This is a genomic window from Streptomyces sp. CB02009 (assembly GCF_001905825.1).
GTDB lineage: Bacteria > Actinomycetota > Actinomycetes > Streptomycetales > Streptomycetaceae > Streptomyces.
The window spans coordinates 826-1,401 of the sequence record NZ_LIVV01000034.1 but is presented as its reverse complement, the minus strand read 5'-3'; the positions used below and the strand labels follow the sequence as shown (position 1 = coordinate 1,401).

General features: G+C 72.7%; 1 protein-coding gene. It reads right to left on the bottom strand.

Annotated features, from left to right (window positions below):
- Positions 1-130 precede the first annotated feature (130 nt).
- Positions 131-576 (bottom strand): DUF4240 domain-containing protein (locus tag AMK27_RS40975; RefSeq protein ID WP_073919599.1); only part of this gene is annotated, 446 nt, incomplete at its 5' end.

The window sequence follows — 576 nt, the reverse complement described above, 5'->3', positions numbered from 1 at the left end:
GGTCCGCATCGACGGCGGCACGCACTTCTGACCGTCGGACCCCCGGCCGGCGAAGTACGCGCGGCACGGCCCCACGACGACCACCACGACGACCCCCGGGGCCCGGCCCCGGGGGTCGCCGTGCCACGCGCTACGTCGTCCCGAAGCGCTCCCACAGCCGGGGGAAGCGGACCGCGAGGACCTTGTCGTCCTCCAGGTCGAAGGGGGCTCCCAGCGGCTCCCCGCCCGGCATCGGAATGCCCAGGTCCGGGGTCTCCGCGCCGGTCAGCTGCTCGTACGCCTCGTCCGCGGCGAAGCCGATCTCCTCGCCGTCCCCGTCGATCTCCACGTCGAAGTCGCCGAGCAGCTCCGCGAGCGCGTCGGGATCGTGCACCGCGCCCTCGTACACCTCGCGGCCCTGGCCGATGAGCCAGCAGCGGAACGAGTCGAAGGTCTCGTCGCCGGCCCCGTCGAAGAGCACAGCCGCCGCACCCCACAGATCCCACAGGTAGGCGCGGTTGTAGCGGGCCTCGAAATGGCGTGCGTAGTCGAGCACGGAGTCGGGGTCCAGCCGGGTCAGCCGTTCCACGAGCAGGT